The organism is Sporofaciens sp. JLR.KK001 (assembly GCF_036941055.1).
Lineage (GTDB): Bacteria > Bacillota > Clostridia > Lachnospirales > Lachnospiraceae > Sporofaciens.
Genome location: NZ_JAYMNO010000001.1, coordinates 1,040,175 through 1,056,407, shown reverse-complemented (window position 1 = coordinate 1,056,407; position 16,233 = coordinate 1,040,175). Strand labels below are relative to the sequence as shown.

Below are 16,233 nucleotides of genomic sequence, written 5' to 3'. Positions count from 1 at the left end.
TTTCTATATATTATATACCACAGAACCAAAAACTAAACTCCATCTTCCTGCTCACATCCAACAGATATTCAGGATGCGTCAGCGCGCCCCAGCTGTCGTCTCCCGCAATGCCCATCTGGCCTTTCGCTGCGCGCACGACCGTATAGTGCACCTCCGGAAGCTCATACGGATGCATTGCATTCTCCAGCTCATGAGGCGTATACGGCAGAGCCGAGAAGGTCATCGGTCCGTTCTCACTGGTCATGGCAAAACGCATTCCCCGGCCTTTGCGGTCGCAAACTTCCGCATACCTTACCTCTTCCTTGCTGCCGCATTCCTGCGGGACAAGATATGCCGCCATATTATCCTTCACAAGATTCTCATAGATGCCGAGCTTAGCCCCCTTCTTACGGTCCGCATAGGTCTCGGCAGGTCCGAGCCCATACCATTTCACATGATCATAATCGGCGCTCAGCTTGAACATCATACCGAACTCCGGCATATCTCCCAACTCTTTCACCGGATCATAGGTGAGGGTCGTCTTCACGCAGCCGTCCCCGAATACCTCGTAGGCAACCCGGCACTGCGCCGCCGGTATCGTACAGAGATTATATGTGAACGCAACTTCGGCGCTGTCTGAATTCACCTTGACTTCCGGCCTGCATGGAGCAAACAGTTCCTCTCCCGGCGCTTTATGGGATATATACATACTTGCGATCTTCCACTGTGCATAACGGCCCTGCATCTGATTCCCGCAGTCATTATCGACCGGCGCCCTCCAGAAATTCGGCTTCGGTACTGCCTCCAGCATCTCTCTTCCGGCGTACCGGTAAGATACCAGACCTCCTGACAGGATGGAAAACATCACTTCAAAATGTTCCCCTCTCACACCGATATTATGCGTGCTCTGTATCACTGTCACGCCCTTCCTGCAGGCCTTCGCCAAACCCTTGCAGCAAGCGCCCTCACAGACACATGACGCATCCTCGACCGAGTACACATACTGTCCGAATGCAACCTCGTGTCCTCTCTGCGCCCAGATCTGGTCTTCCTTCGTATGGAAGGAAACCGTAACCGTATACTCTCCGGCAACAACCTCCTCAGGAACCGGAAGCGCATAAACTTCTGATGCAAGAGGCTCTACACAGGTTTCAAGAGCAGCCCGCCTTATAACCTTGCCGTCCCTCGCCACAGTGACCCGGCACTCGAAGGTATCTGTACTCACGAACAGATTCTTGTTGATAACTTTGACCTCTGACCGGCCGACCTCTGCCGTAATATTCTGATAATTAAACTTCACTTCCTGCATCTTAGGGGATGCTTCACGATCTCCATATACGATTCCGTTGCCGCTGAAATTATAATCCGTCGGACGCTCGCCGAAGTCGCCGCCGTAAGCCTGGAAGTCCCTTCCGTAACGGTCCTTCTTATAGATGGACTGATCGATATAATCCCAGATAAATCCGCCCTGATACAGAGGCTCCGTATCCGTCAGATCGGTGTATTTATGCATGGCGCCGCAGGAATTCCCCATGGCATGCGTGTATTCACAGCAGATAAACGGCTTGCTTCTGTCCTTGGCAAGGAATTCCTTGATCCCTTCCACTGGCGTATACATCTGACTCTCCATATCACTGGTGTCATTGTACCGGCGGTCATGATGCACTCCTTCATAATGAACCAGACGGGTCGGGTCAAGCTTCCGGAAGAGCTGCGACATCTCATAGATGTCCCTGCCGCCGTAAGATTCATTCCCGCAGGACCATATCAGGATCGCCGGATGATTCTTATCCCGCTGATACGTAGAGTTCACACGGTCCAACATCATCTCAAGCCACTCCGGCCTGTCATTTGGAACCACCTCGCTGAAATCGCCGGTCATCATCCCCGTATCCCAGGTTCCGTGGGATTCCAGGTTATTCTCATCCATCATATAGATACCGTACTCGTCGCAGAGCCTGTAGATCAGGGACGCATCTGGATAGTGACAGGTACGGATCGCATTGATATTATTGCGCTTCATAGTCTCCAGATCCTTGCGAAGCTCCGCTTCACTCACATGACGTCCGCTCACGGCGCTGAACTCATGGCGGTTCACGCCCTTGAATACGATCCTCTTCCCGTTCAGAGTCATAATGTGATCCTTCATCTCAAAACGCCTGAACCCAACCTTCTCCGGGATGATCTCCTGCAGTACACTCTCCGCATCATAGATCTCAATCCTCAGATCATAGAGATTCGGCTCTTCCGCACTCCAAAGCTTTGGTTCCTCCACTGTGAAGGAATAAGCATTCTCTTCCCCAAGCTGCTTCTCCTCCCGGAACACTGCCTGTCCGGCTCTCTCAAGGACAAATACCGCCTTCCCGGCTTCGGCGCTGCCAGATACCATCGTCTCCAAACGGACAGTAAGCGCCGCTCTCTTCAAGGTCTCATCCGGCACTGCGCGGATCTCAAGATCTCTTACATGCACATCCGGCACCGTATAGAGATACACATCCCTGTAGATGCCGGAGAACCGGTAGAAATCCTGGTCCTCACACCAGCTTGACGCGGTCCACTTGAATACCTGCGCCGCCAGCTTATTCTCACCTTCTTTCACATAATCAGTCAGCTCGAATTCGGACGGCGTAAATGAATCCTCGCTGTATCCTACGAATTCACCGTTCAGCCACAACGCAAGCCCGCTCTCAGCTCCCTGAAAGGAGATAAATAATCTTCTGCCTTTCATCTTCTCCGGTACGGTGAAATATTTTACATAGCTTGCTACCGGATTGAAATACTCCGGGATCTCACCCGGCCTGATCTCGTCATGCCCTTCCCATGGGTACTGCACGTTCGCATACTGAGGCACATCATATCCCTCCATCTGGATATGTGCCGGAACATGAATATCATCCCATGTCCTGCAGCAATAATCCATCTTCTCGAAGCCAGCAACTGCCGATCCGTAATTCCTGGCATAGTGGAATTTCCATAGCCCGTTAAGGCTCTCCTTGAACGTCTCACGCCCTGCCTCCATATCTGTTCCGGACGCATAATAGCTGTGATCAGAATGTGCATCCAGCCTTCCGTCGCGAAAATACTGCGGATCCTTTAATTTGTCATAATCAAATATATGGCTCATAATAACCTCCTTCATAATAGCCTTCTGCCATCATTATATTATACACTAGCCTAAAAAAGTGTAGTATGTTAAACTAAATAATATAACATTTTGAAACAGGTGACAAGTATGCCGATACATTTTAGAAATTCTCATATCAACGAACCTTTCATCTTCGATTCCATAGGGAACCGCTGGATCCAGGACCGCGTGTTCCGCCCCAAAGGCTATCCTCTCTATCATTATCTGCAGACAGAAGAAGGGCACGGTATCATTGAGATCCAGGACGGCAGCTACACGCTGCATCAGGGGGAAGGAATCCTGATCTCTCCCTTCCTTAAGCATTCCTACGAGAAGGTCTCAGAAGAATGGGTCACCTCTTTTGCAACATTTGCCGGAACCATCAGCGGAAGCATTGACAAGATGATCGGAAACAGACCCTTCATGCTGATAGAAAAGGAGCAGGGCGCCCGCATCCGTACGCTGATCGACAGTATTATGGATGATTGGGATTCCCTGTCCTCCGACTCACAGACCCTCTCTATCAGATGCTACCGCCTGCTGATGCATTTTACAGACAGCACACGCGCCCGCGCCCTTGCAGAAGAACCGCTGTATCAGCGATATGTAGAACCGGTATTAAAGGAGATCGAAACAAATTACGCGTCAGAACTCACAGTACAGGATTTAAGCCGGAAGGTGTATGTCACGCCGCAATATCTTTCCCGGCTGTTCCGGCGCTTCCTTGGCTGCTCGGTCTATGAATACTTAACCGTCTACCGGATCAACCGGGCCAGGGAATTTCTGGTTTCATACCAACATATGGAAGTCCAGCAGATCGCCCGCAGAACCGGATTTACCGATACCAGTCATTTCATCGCAATGTTTAAGAAGGCTGCCGGAATCACACCGCTTGAATTCCGGAAGCTTAACTGATATGATAACAGGAAAAGCAAAGGAGATAATTTCACATGTACAACTATAAGATCGTAGAACAGGTAATCCGCAGACCAAAGCCTCTGACAGGCATCCTTCGCGTAATCATGATCATTTTTGCAGCAATTCTTCTGTTACTTGGCGTCACAATCTCTCAGGGCTTCATGCTTCCGGGTTTTCTTCTCGTGGTTCTCTATTACTTCTACAACACTTACAGCCAGAAGGAATATGAATACATCCTGGAAGACAACCACCTGACTATCGACGTCATCTTCGGCAAAAAGCACCGCAGATCCGCACATTACCTTGATATGGACTCCCTGGAGGTCCTCGCTCCCAACTGGCATAACGCCGTAGCAAAATACCGGAAAAACGGCGGAAGCATCCGTCTTGTCAAATATGACTATACCTCCTATGAGGAGGATACTCCCTTCTACACCATGATCATTACGGAAAACCGTGAAAAAATCAAGATTCTGCTGGATCTTAGTGACTCTATGCTGCAGATGATCAAGCGTAGATATCCTGACAGAGTCTTTCTGTCATAATCCTCTTATACTTATAACACAAAAAAAATGTCACTTCTTGTCAAATCTCATACAAAAGCACTATTTATAGTCGAATTTGCACACTATACAGTTGATAATGCAAACAATCTGTCCCTCTATACTGATATAATATCCTCATAAAAAGTGCTTTTAAAAGGAGGACAAAGATTATGAAGAAAAAGTTACTTTCAGTACTACTCGTAGGAGCCATGGCATTTTCACTTACTGCCTGCGGCGGCGGTTCAGACGACAGCAGTTCCGGCGGCGGGGATTCCGGTTCTGATGAAGGCGGCTCCTCAGGCGGGGATAAGTTGGTTGTATGGACTTGGGATCCGGCATTCAACATCCCGGCAATCGAAGAAGCCGGCAAGATCTACAAGGAGACCGTGAATGACAAGTTTGAACTGGAAGTCGTTGAGACTCTGTCTGACGACTGCGAGACTAAGCTTCAGACCTGTGCAGAGTCCGGGGATTTCGGTACTATGCCGGACATCGTTCTGATGCAGGATAACTCCTATCAGAAGTTCGTTTCATTCTATCCAGAAGCATTTACAGACCTGTCTGACAGCGGAATCGATTTTTCACAGTTTGCAGAAGGTAAGCTGAGTTACTCCACAGTCGACGGTAAGAACTATGGTGTTCCATTCGATAACGGCGCGGTTGTTTCCTGTTATCGTACAGACATCCTTGACCAGGCCGGATATTCTATCGCTGACATCACCGATATCGACTGGGATAAGTTCATTGAGATCGGTAAAGTAGTAAAGGAGAAGACCGGAAAATACATGTTATCAGGACAGGCTAACAGCCAGGATATTATCATGATGATGCTTCAGTCTGCAGGCGCTTCCCTGTTCAACGAAGACGGCACACCGAACCTGGTTGGCAACGATCCTCTGAACGAGTGTATCGATATCTATCAGAAGATGGTAAAAGAAGGTATCTTCTATGAGGTTAATGAGTGGGATGAGTATGTATCTTCTATCACTAATGAGCAGTGTGCAGGAACTATCAACGGTAACTGGATCATGGCTACGATTATGGGTATGGAAGACACATCAGGTCTGTGGGAGATCACCAATATGCCTAAGCTGGTTAAGACTGCCGATGCAACAAACTACTCCAACAACGGCGGTTCTTCCTGGTATGTAACCTCTAACTGCAAGAATACAGACCTTGCATTCGATTTCCTTGCCAAGACATTCGCAGGAAGCGAAGACCTGTATTCAAACATCCTTCCTACAACAGGTGCGATCGGTACATGGGGACCTGCCGGCGAATCAGAAGCTTATCAGGCGCCGCAGGAATTCTGGAATGACAAGCCGATCTACTCTACGATCGTAGAATATGCTGAACTGACGCCTACTAACAACACAAGCGCTTACTACTATGACGTTCGTGAAGTTATCTCTACAGCAATTCAGGATATCATGACAGGTGCAGATGCCGAATCAACCTTAGAGCAGGCTCAGGCAGATGCTGAATTCTACTATCAATAAGATGTTGTTATAAAACACGCAGGGGAACCGCCATGCGGTTTCCCTTTTTGTACACAAAATTTACCATATTGCGGTCTTTGACCGCAAAAGTAACAAGCTTTGAGAACCAAGGGGGTTTGAAAATGGAACAGAAAAAGAAAGGTATGACCCTGATTGCAAAGCAGAAAGCCGCCGGCTGGGCTTTCCTCACTCCGGCAACCCTGATGATTGCAGTCATGAGTTTTTATCCCATGATAAGAGCCTTTATCCTCTCGTTACAGACAGGTAAAGGAGCCAACTACAGATTTACCGGTTTTTCCAACTATGCACGTATGTTTCAGGACAGGGTGTTCCTTCGCTCTGTCGGCAACACGTTTTTCTATCTGGCAATCCAGGTACCGATCATGCTGGTGCTCGCCATCCTGCTTGCACAGCTTCTGAACAACAGGGATCTTCGTTTTAAAGGTCTGTTCCGTACCTGCGTATTCCTGCCGTGTGCAACATCTCTGGTTTCCTATGCGATCATTTTCCGCTTCCTGTTCGCTCAGGACGGTCTTGTGAACAATGCGTTGGTTAAATTAGGACTTCTGGATCAGGGATTTAATTTCCTGGGTACCGCCTGGTCGGCGAAGATGGTAATCATCATTGCGCTGGTCTGGAGATGGACAGGTTATAACATGGTATTCTATCTGGCCGGTCTTCAGAATATCGAATATTCCGTATATGAAGCCGCGAAGATCGACGGCGCCAACGGCTGGAAGACTTTCTGGGGGATTACCGTACCGCTCCTGAAACCGACTATTATTATGACGTTCATTATGTCGATCAACGGTACATTGCAGCTGTTCGACGAGTCTGTCAACCTGACAAACGGCGGACCTGCCAACGCGACGATCACAATGTCCCATTATATTTACAATACATGTTTCCTGCGTGCCCCGAACTTTGGTTATGGAAGCGCTATGGCATTCTTTGTATTTATCATTGTAGCAATCTTGGCATTTATTAATCTGAAAGTAGGTGATACACGTGACTGAGAAGAAGAACAAATCCATGATTCAGCGCAGACTGATTCCTACCTACATATTTTTGACGATTTTCTCCATCATCTCAGTGTTTCCGTTCCTGTGGATGATATCCGCTGCTACGAATAACTATATCGACATCTCCAAAGGACGCCTGATGCCGGGCGCGTTCGCAGCAGAGAACTTCCGGAATCTGGTTTCTCAGCAGCCATTGGCACGTGCGATGACCAATTCTTTCGTATATGCCATCTCCGTAACAATCATATGTCTGTTCATCTGCTCACTGGCAGGTTACGGATTCGAGGTTTACCATGACAAATGGAAAGATAAACTGTTCTCTATCCTTCTGCTTGCAATGATGGTTCCTCAGGTTGCGACTATGATCCCTCTGTTCCAGATGTTTTCGAAGGCAAAACTTCTGAACACAACGATCGGTTTCTTCCTTCCGATGATATCGACGCCGTTCATGATCATGATGTTTCGTCAGAACGCGAGGGCATTCCCGATCGACATCATCGAGGCTGCGCGTATCGACGGTCTGAATGAGATACAGATCTTCTTCCGCATGTTCTTCCCGACTATGAGATCGACCTATGCGGCGGCGGCTGTTATTACATTCATGAATTCATGGAACGCATACCTGTGGCCGAAGGTAATCATGACAGACGGCAAGTCGCTTAACATGGTAATGTTGATCGCCAACACCATCGGCGGATACAAGATTGATTACGGTATGATCATGATGGGCGTACTGTTCTGTTCTATTCCTACTATGATCGTATTCTTTGTATTACAAAAACAATTTGCAGAAGGTATTACCGGCGCTGTCAAATAAAACCCTGTTACAAAGTCCGGCATGTTTCCATACAGAGGTACATGCCGGACTTCTTATTAATTTCGCTATACCCTTATATTTAGATATCCTCCTGCAGCCTGCGGACTTCTTCTCTGTCTTTCTCCGAGAAATTCATCTGGAACGCCGCCGCTTGTTCTGCCGCCTTATCCTCATCAGGAACCCACTCTTCCATTCCGGCCGCACGGATCCCATACTTTGCGAATAACGGAAACAACACCTCCAGCCTTCTGCTGAAATCCTCATATCCGGGACTCTTCTCTCCGCACCATCCAACCTCCGCTGAAGCTGCGAATCTGGGCCAGCTCATTTCCTCCAGCGTTATATGACTGCGGATGAATTCTGTCCATATCAAGACTTCCGTTCCCAGAACAGAATCCTTCCCATGCCCGCCAAGCTCCCGCGGATTCATGTTAAGCTGATACACATCCTTCAGAGAATGCATCCCATAGGGATAGTCACAATAGCAATTCTCTACCACCGAGAGGACTGCCTTCCCTCCTTTGTCAAGATGTGCCTTGATCTGATCGTCCTTATCCTCCGTCCATAGCTGGACTACTGCCTCTTTATCGAGGTTCCCGCCATAGACGGCTTCATTCCAGACAATCGGAATCCTTCCTTTTGACAGCAGGTACGATGCGATACGATTGCAGAAATATCCCTGCAGCTCCTGCTCATTCTGAAAGCCTTCTTCTTTCATCCGTTTCTGACAGTACGGACACGCTCTCCAACGCTCCTTTGGAGCTTCGTCTCCCCCGATATGGAAATACTTGCCCGGGAAAAGCTCCAGCAGCTCGTCCAACAGATTGTGGATGAACGCAAAAGTCTCTTCCTTCCCCGCACAGAAGAGCTCTTTAAAGATTCCCGCTCTCATTCCAACCTCCACCGGCTCACCTGCACAAGATAATTCTGGATATGCCGCAAGGATCGCCGTTACATGCCCCGGCATATCAATCTCGGGCACTACCTCTATTCCAAACTGCCCGCAGTAATCTACGATCTCTCTGACTTCCTCCCTGCGGTAATAACCGCCTTCCGGCTGATCGGAATGATAATTCCCAAAATAATCTCCTCCGCGTACGGCGCCGATCTCATGAAGTCTTGGGTAACACTTGCTCTCAATACGCCATCCCTGGTCGTCCGATATATGCCAGTGAAACCGATTCAATTTGAACTCTGCCGACATACGGATCATCTTCTTCAACTCGTCTATTGGAAAATAATGTCTCGCACAGTCAATATGGAACGAACGGTAGGGATAAGCCGGCCGATCTGCCACCTTCATACAGGGAAGCATATCTCCGTATACCATTCTCAACTGGTCAAGCGTTGTCCGGGCATAGAAAAGCCCTATCTTCCCGCTGCCTGTAAGCATGATCCTCTCCGGTGCAATCTGTATCCGGTATTCCTCCTTCTCAAGTTCCGGACAGAGCTGTTCTTCCACTCTGGCATCCTGCGCGGCAAATCCATCCATAAATATAATCTTTTCTGGTCTTGGCAACATAATATTTTCCTCCTTCTTTGGTATCGATTACCACCCTTCTTCCGAGTGGATCCAATATTTCAAAAGCTGCTGTTCAAAATTCTCCGGGCGTTTCCGCCACTCACTGGGCGAGACCCCCGTAATCTGTTTAAAATTCCGGTTAAATGTAGAAAGCGTAGTAAAACCGCATTTCCCTGCAATATCTGCCATCGATTCATCCGTATTCTTCAGATAATTGCATGCCGTCTGCACTCTCACCAGATTAATATATTCCAGCGGGCCCATCTGCATAAATTCAGTAAACACTCTCCGGAAATGCGTCTCACTGATATGGCACCATCTCGCCAGCTCTTCCACCTTAAGCGTCTCCATATAGTGAAGCGAAATATAATCCAATGCCCTGGAAACAGGGGTCGTCACCTTCCCGCTGATCTCCGCCGGCCCTTTCTCCCCCTGATTCTCCCTTGCTATACTCACCAGAAGCGCAACCATAATCCCCTTGGCTTCTTCCATGTAGAATTCCTTCGTGTCCCGCATAATATCAAGAAGCTCCCGGATCATCCTCGCAAGATGCGGCGCCTCCTCTACCGCCCTGAATATTGCACGGGAATTGATCCTGTGCAGAAGATAATTCATACGCTTGACGTTGCCGCCCTTCCGATACACCTCCTCCAAAATCCCGTCAACATCCACGAACAGATATTCCCATTTGCTGACGGTTCCCAAATCACTGTTCGTCGTATGGGGATAATTCTTGGGAATGATCGAGATCTCACCCCCTGTAAACCGATAATCTCTCTCTCCCAATGTAAGCGTTCCCTCTCCTGAGTAACAGTACCCAATCTCCAGATAATTATGGAAATGCAGATAGTCTACATCTCTTCCGTATGCCTGCACCCATCTCTGCCCAAGCAGCGCAAGGATCGGACTGCCTTCCGGCATCCTGTAATACCGAAATTCCATCTTGGGCTTTTTCTTCTTTGACATATCCTTCTTATCCCCTTTTCATACAACTTATGATTTTCTTAAGAAATTTTATAAACATTTCCAGATTTTGACATACTTGCGTCACATTTGTTTTATATAATAAATCTATCAAATAAATGGAGACGGTAATCGTACTTTACATTACATATCAGGAAGGTATGGTTACCGGACTTCGACTAAAGACAATTAGTTTAAATTTTGATAGATTTTTCATCCCCCTCCATGGGCCGGTGCAAGTGCATCGGCCCTCTTTCCTTATTATAACAAAAAATTATTAAATTGGGTATTCCTCTTCATAAGTTCTTGTGTTATAATGTAACGGTATGAAAAAGTATTAAGCAGCGGTGGTCGAGATGGCTGATGGCATCTGCCTCGAAAGCAGAAGAGCTGCAAGGCTCCGGGGGTTCAAATCCCTCCCGCTGCGTCAAAAGTCCGGTCTTCCGTCGTCATGACGGAGAACCGGACTTTTTCAATTTATTCTCTTACAACAGCCTCATCCATACTCCCGGAACGAAACCCTTCAAGATCCAACGTGATATATACATACCCCAATCTCCTGAGATATGCGGCTGCATCTTCTCTTCGTTCCATTATCTTCCCAATATCGTCCCTGTCTACCTCCAGCCGCACAAGCTTATCATGGACTCTCAATCTCACATTCCCCAATCCAAGGCTTCGAAGATACGCTTCTCCCTGCTCTACCTTGCGCATCTCCTCATAGGAGAGTCTGACGCCGTAGGGAAATCTGGTCGCAAGGCAAGGCGTAGACGGCTTCTTAGATACGGAAATTCCGTACTCTCCCGCAAGCCGTCTTACGTCCGCCTTTGTAAAGCCCGCGTCTGCCAGCGGACTGATGATCCCAAGTTCACGGACAGCCCGGATTCCCGGCCGATATACGTGCAGGTCGTCCTCATTCGTGCCTTCCAGAATACGGGATACCCCCAACTGCCCTGCTTCCCTTATAAGTTCCCCAAAAAGATACCGCTTGCAGAGATAGCATCTGTCCGCAGGATTATCCACGATCCCCGCTCCTTCTAATTCATCAATCTTCAACACAAGGAAGACGGCGCCCGTCTCTTGTGCCACTCTCTCCGCTTCTTCTAATTCAGCCTTGGGATGCAGCATCGTGTGAAGCAGAATTCCGTAAGCCTTCTTGCCCGTTACTCTGGATGCATCACAGGCAAGCTTCAGTAACAAGCTGCTATCCACACCGCCGGAAAATGCAATGATCGCATCTTCTGCCATGTACTCTGCCATGTGTTTCCTCAATAATTCCTTCTTCTGTGTGTAATTATTATTCATAGCACTTCTCTATCTGCACACATGCCTCCTTCTGGAGCTGCCTCCATACATCCTGGTAGGGAAGCTTCTTCTCCCTGCTGATATCCGCCGCACTTTCATACTCCGGATATACCCTGATAATATCAGAGCATCCTAATCTGCATACCTTCACTTTCGCCTCTCCGAGAGAAGTTGTAAGCGTTCGGATCTCCCGGCGCATCACCGTGCGCTCCATCCGGACTCTCCGTATTCCGATCGTCGTCGTTTCCTTGAAAATGATCTCCTCTATCCTTGGAACTGTCTCTTCCGAACAGAGCACATTCAACTGATATGCCGGACGGTTCTTCTTCATATACACAGGAATATAATTCACGTCCCTGGCGCCCGCCTCAAACAGACGGTCCATCACATATCCCAGGGCTTCTCCCGTACAGTCGTCAATATTGCTCTCAAGCTTATATACAAAATCCGCCGCTTCCTCCGTATCCGGCTCGATCAGCATCCCCCGAAGGATGCTGGCCCTCCCGTAGTCCCTCTTGCCTGCTCCCATTCCGGTCCGCAGGATCTTATACCTCTTAGGAAGCCTGTCTGCAGTCCGCACTGCCGCCACGATCGCAGCGCCGGTAGGCGTCACCAGCTCTGCCTCCGTATCCGTCATATGCAGCGTGATGCCATGATCCCCGGCAATATGTACCACCGCCGGCACCGGTACGGGGATGATCCCGTGCTGGCATCTCACAGTCCCTCTCCCCTCGTACAGTTCCGGTACAATCACTTCATCCACGGCCAGATTATCCAAACAGACTGCCGCCGCCACAATATCCACAATAGAATCTACCGCGCCTACTTCGTGAAAATGTACTTCGTCAATGGATGTTCCATGTGCCTTGGCTTCGGCTTCTGCCAATACCTGGAAGATGGCGAGCGCCGTCTTCTTCGCCCGCTCTGTAATACCGGAATGTAAGATGATCTCCCTGATCTCCGGAAGCCCCCGATGGATATGATCGTGAGTATGTGCATGGTGATGATGATGCTCATGCTTATGTCCATGCCCATACAGATATTCATTGTCATGATCATGGTTCTCATGCTCTTTATCAAGAATCACACGGAAATCACAGGCATCCAGTCCTGACTTCTTCACCCTGCTGATCTCAATCTCGAATCCGGACACCGGAAGGCTCCTTAACTGTTCCTCAAGAAGCCGCTGATCCGCCCCCAGATCAAGCAATGCTCCCACCGTCATATCTCCGCTGATCCCGCTGTAGCACTCCAAATATAATGTTTTTGCCATTTCCTCTTATCTCCTTAATATTATAATCTGTGATACTCAAACCAATTTACTTCTGCCTCCGACATCAATCTATCGAATATACCCACATAGCCTTGATCTGTCCCGCGATCTCCGCAAATACCCACTCGGTATCGCTGTTCTTCCGGCTAAAGGGATCATTCACCCGGACCTTGCCGTCCGCATACCCTGTCAGCACGATAAAATGGCCGTTCTGTGTAAAGTTCCCGGGTCCCACCGTACAGATGACCGGATGTCCCTGTTCCAGTTCGCTCCTCACCTGATCCTCCGTCAACTGACCGTCATAGCAGGAAATATTCCAATTGGCGCCTGCTTCTTTCATAAACCGCCAATAGGTATCATTATTCCCATCTATATAACCATTCTCCATCGCATACGCCGCCACATTAGCCGGAGTGATGGACGGGTCGTTCAAAAGCCCCGACGCCACCATAGCCATACAGGTCGGTCCGCAGCCGCTGACGGCTATTATACTTGTCCCATAAACTGAATATCCCCATCGCTCATCCCACTGGTACAGCTTAGGGATCTGCCCCTTAACTAATTCATCTCCCAAAGTCTCCGCACCCGGCTCATTCATCTTATCCCCATAATGCGCCACGAAGTCAACAGTCTCAGGATTCTTGTCCAGCAACTCTATCACACTGTCCGGGTATCCCTGTTCCTGCGCAATTCTCCGAATACGGGCCACCTTCTCTTCTTCCGTCTCCTCCTCTATCGTGATCTGCCTGACCTTCCGGTCGCCCCCTCTTCCTTCGGCCTCCACAATCTTCTGAACCTCGGCTGTCATCTGGCTTCTTCTCACATACCAACCGGCCGCTCCTCCCACTATCAGAATCAGCATGCATCCCATCAGGAAAATCTGACGCCGTACCTGCTGTCTCCTCTTGGAATGTCTTCTCTTCCTGTAATTTCTATTCCTATAAGCCCTGTCTCCATAGCTTCTGCCTTCATAACTTCTGCTTCCATGTCTTACGGATCCTCTTTCTAAACTTCTATCCAGGCTCCTGCTCACGCACATCATCCTTTCACTTGCAATTCACTTGGCGCTTGTTATGTCGTTAATTATACCCCTCTGTCGAGAAGGTGGCAACTTAAAGTATTCTTAATATTCTTAATATTTTTTATTTAATACTTGATATTTTTACCAAAAGATGATATTATATAACCCGGTTAAAGAAATAACAATAATTTAATATCTGTCGGGGTGTGGCTCAGCTTGGCTAGAGCGCCTGGTTTGGGACCAGGAGGTCGCAGGTTCGAATCCTGTCACCCCGATATCCATGCGGGTGTAGTTCAATGGTAGAACACTAGCCTTCCAAGCTAGATACGTGGGTTCGATTCCCATCACCCGCTTTTTTTGTATCCAAAACAGACATATCACCATTCATATTTTAAGGAGGGAATTGAATGAAGATCGTATTTCTAGACGTGAAGACCATCGGAGAAGATATCGACCTGTCCGGCTATGACCGATTAGGAGAAGTTGTAAGATATCCCTTCTCCACACCCGCCGAAGTCCCGGAACGGGTAAAAGATGCGGATGTTATCGTACTGAACAAGGTTACAGTCAATGAAGACACCATCGGAAGTGCATCCCGGCTCAAGCTGGTCTGCGTGACAGCTACCGGAACGAATAACCTGGACAAAGAATACTTGGACAGCCGCGGCATCGCCTGGAGAAATGTGGCAGGCTACTCTACGGAATCTGTAGCACAGCACACATTCGCCATGTTGTTCTATCTGTCAGAGAAGCTGCGGTATTATGACGACTATGTAAAAGAAGAACGCTACGCATGCGATACTCTGTTTACACATTTTGAAGAACATTTCTATGAGCTGAACGGTAAGACCTGGGGAATCATAGGCCTTGGCAATATCGGAAGACGGGTGGCTTCTATCGCCGGAGCCTTCGGCGCACATGTTATCTATACCTCCCCGTCAGGCGCCGCCCCTCAGGAAGGATACCGCCAGGTTTGCATGGATACACTGCTTGCCGAATCGGATATTATCTCTGTCCATGCGCCGCTGAACCAATATACCGAGAATCTGATCGGAGCTTCGGCGTTCAGGCAGATGAAGAGCTCTTGCATCTTCCTGAACCTTGGCCGGGGACCGATCGTCATAGAACAAGACTTATATGACGCACTGAGGCAAGGAGAGATCGCCGCGGCCGGACTGGATGTACTGTGTACAGAGCCGATGAGCCCGGACAATCCGCTCCTTCAGATCAAAGACAGCCGGAGGCTGCTTATCACACCGCACATTGCCTGGGCGAGCGTGGAAGCCCGGACACGGCTGATGGATATCGTACTGGGACAGATCAAGGAGTTCTTCTGCCTGGTATGATAATCAACTGACACACTAAATCTCTCAGCATCAGAATAAGCCCGCCGCATGCTATGAAGCAATCTCCCAGATTTGCCGTGATCCGATCGAGATGCCTTTCCCCGGTCCGTATCCCGATATAATCGATCACCCTGCCTCTTACCAGTCTGTCGAAGATGTTGCTCGCCGCTCCGGCACTTAAGAGGGTCATGCCGAACTGCCTGAGGTATGGTCCTCTTCTGATACCGAGCCGAATACCGCCGGCCTTCCCGTCAACACGCGCAGTCCGTATAATCCGAACCGGAAGGAATGTCAGGATATCCCAGATCAGGAGCCCGATTCCCGAAACGATCGTCGCATACCTGACCACCTTAGGCTTCCCATCCAGGATATTCATCAGGAATCCCCTGTTGTAGACCTTGCGTATGACGATCCTTCCGCCTGCAAGCTCCTTTTCTTCTCCCGGTTCTATGTTCTCTTCCACCTGCTGCTTTATCAGCACGTCAATCCCCAAAAGCGACGCAAATATTACGAGCATCGATGAGATCATCTTATATCTCCTCTTTGATCTTCACGATCTGTTCTTCCTGCTTCTCGACCTCTTCCTCACGCTTCTCGATCTCTTCACACAGGGAAATATATTCTGTATCGCTTACCTCTCCCTTCTGGAACTTCTCATATACCATACGTCCGATATCCTTATAATCCCTCTCATTGGCACGTTTGAGAGAGCGGATCTCTCCCTTGATCTTCTGGATCTCCAACGTATCCTCCGCTTTCTTACTCAGATCACTCGCCGTATCTGTGATCTTCTTCCCTAACTCACCAAAAAAATCTGCCATCGTAATTCCTCCTATTCTTTGCTGTCTCCGATAATGAACCTGTAAACAGACTGTCAAACCCAGCCTTTGAGACAGGTG

Annotated in this window: 14 protein-coding genes and 3 tRNA genes; 9 read left to right on the top strand and 8 right to left on the bottom strand. The window is 48.7% G+C overall.

The window, feature by feature from the left end; translation table 11 throughout:
- Nucleotides 1-10 precede the first annotated feature (10 nt).
- A complete protein-coding gene (gene lacZ / locus VSQ62_RS05705; protein WP_334633697.1) occupies nt 11-3,103 on the bottom strand; it encodes a beta-galactosidase, LacZ type in 3,093 nt (1,030 codons plus the stop codon).
- Between the two features lie 108 nt (nt 3,104-3,211).
- On the opposite strand from lacZ, the gene VSQ62_RS05700 reads away from it, so the two are divergent.
- The 5 genes from VSQ62_RS05700 to VSQ62_RS05680 all read left to right on the top strand — a co-directional run bounded on the left by VSQ62_RS05700 (nt 3,212) and on the right by VSQ62_RS05680 (nt 7,904).
- Entirely contained in the window at nt 3,212-4,018 is an 807-nt protein-coding gene (locus tag VSQ62_RS05700) for a helix-turn-helix domain-containing protein (RefSeq protein WP_334633695.1), read from the top strand.
- A gap of 35 nt (nt 4,019-4,053) precedes the next feature.
- Entirely contained in the window at nt 4,054-4,566 is a 513-nt protein-coding gene (locus tag VSQ62_RS05695; RefSeq protein ID WP_334633693.1) for a DUF6106 family protein, read from the top strand.
- 170 nt (nt 4,567-4,736) lie between these two features.
- Nucleotides 4,737-6,065 (top strand): extracellular solute-binding protein, encoded by a 1,329-nt coding sequence (locus VSQ62_RS05690; RefSeq protein ID WP_334633691.1) that lies wholly within the window; start codon nt 4,737-4,739, stop codon nt 6,063-6,065.
- Between the two features lie 122 nt (nt 6,066-6,187).
- Nucleotides 6,188-7,081, top strand: coding sequence for a carbohydrate ABC transporter permease (locus VSQ62_RS05685; RefSeq protein ID WP_334633690.1), 894 nt, complete (start codon nt 6,188-6,190; stop codon nt 7,079-7,081).
- 16 nt (nt 7,082-7,097) lie between these two features.
- On the top strand, nt 7,098-7,904 hold the full coding sequence (locus tag VSQ62_RS05680; protein WP_334637580.1) for a carbohydrate ABC transporter permease: 807 nt from the start codon (nt 7,098-7,100) through the stop codon (nt 7,902-7,904).
- A 79-nt stretch (nt 7,905-7,983) separates the two neighbouring features.
- On the opposite strand, the gene VSQ62_RS05675 is transcribed toward VSQ62_RS05680, so the two are convergent.
- Both VSQ62_RS05675 and VSQ62_RS05670 read right to left on the bottom strand, forming a co-directional pair.
- The gene (locus VSQ62_RS05675; RefSeq protein WP_334633689.1) at nt 7,984-9,426 is read right to left on the bottom strand and encodes a beta-N-acetylhexosaminidase; all 1,443 of its coding nucleotides are present in this window, start codon (nt 9,424-9,426) and stop codon (nt 7,984-7,986) included.
- Nucleotides 9,427-9,453: 27 nt separating this feature from the next.
- Entirely contained in the window at nt 9,454-10,392 is a 939-nt protein-coding gene (locus VSQ62_RS05670; protein WP_334633687.1) for an AraC family transcriptional regulator, read from the bottom strand.
- Between the two features lie 338 nt (nt 10,393-10,730).
- Here VSQ62_RS05670 and VSQ62_RS05665 point away from each other — a divergent pair.
- Nucleotides 10,731-10,816 (top strand) — tRNA-Ser (locus VSQ62_RS05665).
- 50 nt (nt 10,817-10,866) lie between these two features.
- On the opposite strand, the gene larE is transcribed toward VSQ62_RS05665, so the two are convergent.
- The 3 genes from larE to VSQ62_RS05650 form a co-directional block, all read right to left on the bottom strand.
- Nucleotides 10,867-11,694 (bottom strand): ATP-dependent sacrificial sulfur transferase LarE, encoded by an 828-nt coding sequence (gene larE, locus VSQ62_RS05660; RefSeq protein ID WP_334633686.1) that lies wholly within the window; start codon nt 11,692-11,694, stop codon nt 10,867-10,869.
- Nucleotides 11,687-12,967, bottom strand: a complete 1,281-nt coding sequence (larC, locus tag VSQ62_RS05655) for a nickel pincer cofactor biosynthesis protein LarC (protein ID WP_334633684.1) — start codon at nt 12,965-12,967, stop codon at nt 11,687-11,689. Before larC ends, larE begins: the two co-directional genes overlap by 8 nt.
- Nucleotides 12,968-13,031: 64 nt before the next feature.
- Nucleotides 13,032-13,829 carry a C39 family peptidase gene (locus VSQ62_RS05650; RefSeq protein WP_334633682.1) on the bottom strand — a complete coding sequence of 266 codons (798 nt, stop codon included), beginning with the start codon at nt 13,827-13,829 and terminating at the stop codon, nt 13,032-13,034.
- Nucleotides 13,830-14,188: 359 nt separating this feature from the next.
- Here VSQ62_RS05650 and VSQ62_RS05645 point away from each other — a divergent pair.
- The 3 genes from VSQ62_RS05645 (at nt 14,189) to VSQ62_RS05635 (ending at nt 15,334) form a co-directional block, all read left to right on the top strand.
- Nucleotides 14,189-14,263, top strand: a tRNA-Pro gene (locus tag VSQ62_RS05645).
- Between the two features lie 7 nt (nt 14,264-14,270).
- A tRNA-Gly gene (locus tag VSQ62_RS05640) sits at nt 14,271-14,341 on the top strand.
- A gap of 54 nt (nt 14,342-14,395) precedes the next feature.
- Nucleotides 14,396-15,334 (top strand): D-2-hydroxyacid dehydrogenase, encoded by a 939-nt coding sequence (locus VSQ62_RS05635; protein ID WP_334633680.1) that lies wholly within the window; start codon nt 14,396-14,398, stop codon nt 15,332-15,334.
- On the opposite strand, the gene VSQ62_RS05630 is transcribed toward VSQ62_RS05635, so the two are convergent.
- Entirely contained in the window at nt 15,309-15,863 is a 555-nt protein-coding gene (locus tag VSQ62_RS05630; RefSeq protein WP_334633678.1) for a signal peptidase II, read from the bottom strand. The two genes, VSQ62_RS05635 and VSQ62_RS05630, sit on opposite strands and share 26 nt — an antisense overlap.
- Nucleotide 15,864: 1 nt before the next feature.
- The gene (locus VSQ62_RS05625) at nt 15,865-16,155 is read right to left on the bottom strand and encodes a hypothetical protein (RefSeq protein ID WP_334633676.1); all 291 of its coding nucleotides are present in this window, start codon (nt 16,153-16,155) and stop codon (nt 15,865-15,867) included.
- Between the last annotated feature and the right edge of the window lie 78 nt (nt 16,156-16,233).

Coding starts and splice junctions, on each gene's coding strand:
- lacZ (WP_334633697.1), bottom strand. CDS start 3,103: ATGAGCCATATATTTGATTATGACAAATTAAAGGATCCGCAGTATTTT.
- VSQ62_RS05700 (WP_334633695.1), top strand. CDS start 3,212: ATGCCGATACATTTTAGAAATTCTCATATCAACGAACCTTTCATCTTC.
- VSQ62_RS05695 (WP_334633693.1), top strand. CDS start 4,054: ATGTACAACTATAAGATCGTAGAACAGGTAATCCGCAGACCAAAGCCT.
- VSQ62_RS05690 (WP_334633691.1), top strand. CDS start 4,737: ATGAAGAAAAAGTTACTTTCAGTACTACTCGTAGGAGCCATGGCATTT.
- VSQ62_RS05685 (WP_334633690.1), top strand. CDS start 6,188: ATGGAACAGAAAAAGAAAGGTATGACCCTGATTGCAAAGCAGAAAGCC.
- VSQ62_RS05680 (WP_334637580.1), top strand. CDS start 7,098: ATGATTCAGCGCAGACTGATTCCTACCTACATATTTTTGACGATTTTC.
- VSQ62_RS05675 (WP_334633689.1), bottom strand. CDS start 9,426: ATGTTGCCAAGACCAGAAAAGATTATATTTATGGATGGATTTGCCGCG.
- VSQ62_RS05670 (WP_334633687.1), bottom strand. CDS start 10,392: ATGTCAAAGAAGAAAAAGCCCAAGATGGAATTTCGGTATTACAGGATG.
- larE (WP_334633686.1), bottom strand. CDS start 11,694: ATGAATAATAATTACACACAGAAGAAGGAATTATTGAGGAAACACATG.
- larC (WP_334633684.1), bottom strand. CDS start 12,967: ATGGCAAAAACATTATATTTGGAGTGCTACAGCGGGATCAGCGGAGAT.
- VSQ62_RS05650 (WP_334633682.1), bottom strand. CDS start 13,829: ATGCTGATTCTGATAGTGGGAGGAGCGGCCGGTTGGTATGTGAGAAGA.
- VSQ62_RS05635 (WP_334633680.1), top strand. CDS start 14,396: ATGAAGATCGTATTTCTAGACGTGAAGACCATCGGAGAAGATATCGAC.
- VSQ62_RS05630 (WP_334633678.1), bottom strand. CDS start 15,863: ATGATCTCATCGATGCTCGTAATATTTGCGTCGCTTTTGGGGATTGAC.
- VSQ62_RS05625 (WP_334633676.1), bottom strand. CDS start 16,155: ATGGCAGATTTTTTTGGTGAGTTAGGGAAGAAGATCACAGATACGGCG.